The organism is Phocaeicola sp. RTP21198st1_B8_RTP21198_201120, from assembly GCF_040929485.1.
Lineage (GTDB): Bacteria > Bacteroidota > Bacteroidia > Bacteroidales > Bacteroidaceae > Phocaeicola > Phocaeicola dorei.
This window is the reverse complement of sequence record NZ_JBCOCI010000344.1, coordinates 590-1423: the sequence shown is the minus strand read 5'-3', so window position 1 is coordinate 1423 and position 834 is coordinate 590. Positions and strand designations below refer to the sequence as shown.

Genomic DNA, 834 nt, shown 5'->3' with positions numbered 1-834 from the left:
AAGCAATACATCTACACTCACCAATACAACCACATCTGGAAACAGTCTGGCATCATGGGGAGCGCAAGCTATTTCCAATGCAGTCCAGAAAAGCAGTAATGCCGTCAGCAAGGCAATCAAAAAAAATAAAGCCAAGCTCAAATATGGCACTTTTGTTTACCTAATTAATTCTCATTCAAACAACAAAGAAAAATAATTTAAGCACGTAGATATTATGAAACTGAAGACTTTTAAAAGAATCGGCGCATTGGCGGTATGTGTTTTGGCACCCCTCCCCTCTATGGCTCAGCAGACGTATCAGGAAATCGAACAGCTCACCGTTAATGAGAATGTGACAACTGTTATCACAGCCACAGAACCAGTACGCTTTGTCGACATCTCCACTGATGCCGTTGTTGGAGACCAGCCCATCAACAATACCATCCGTCTTAAACCTAAAGAAGGAGCTGACATACATGCCGATGGAGATATTCTTGCCATTGTGACGATTGTAACAGAACGCTATCGTACACAATATGCGCTCATCTATACCACACGTATGCAGGAGGCAGTGTCTGACAAACAAATCCAGCCGGAAGAGAAAATTCCATACCACAACCCGGCAGTCTCAATGAGTACAGAAGAGATGACCAGATATGCCAGAACGATATGGAACTCCCCTGCGAGAATACGTAATGTGAGTACCAGACAGCATCGTATGACTATGCGGTTGAATAACATCTACTCAGTTGGTGAATATTTCTTTTTGGATTTCAGCATAGAGAACCGCACCAACATACGGTTTGACATCGATGAGTTGCGCATCAAGCTAAACGACAAGAAAATATCCAAGGC

At 43.0% G+C, this 834-nt stretch carries 1 protein-coding gene and 1 pseudogene; both read left to right on the top strand.

Going from position 1 to position 834, the window contains the following annotated elements; all coding sequences use genetic code 11:
- Positions 1-196, top strand: a pseudogene (locus AB5935_RS26125) (conjugative transposon protein TraM); the annotation flags it as partial.
- A gap of 84 nt (positions 197-280) precedes the next feature.
- A partial coding sequence (gene traN / locus AB5935_RS26120) for a conjugative transposon protein TraN (RefSeq protein WP_368327887.1) occupies positions 281-834 on the top strand: 554 nt, incomplete at its 3' end.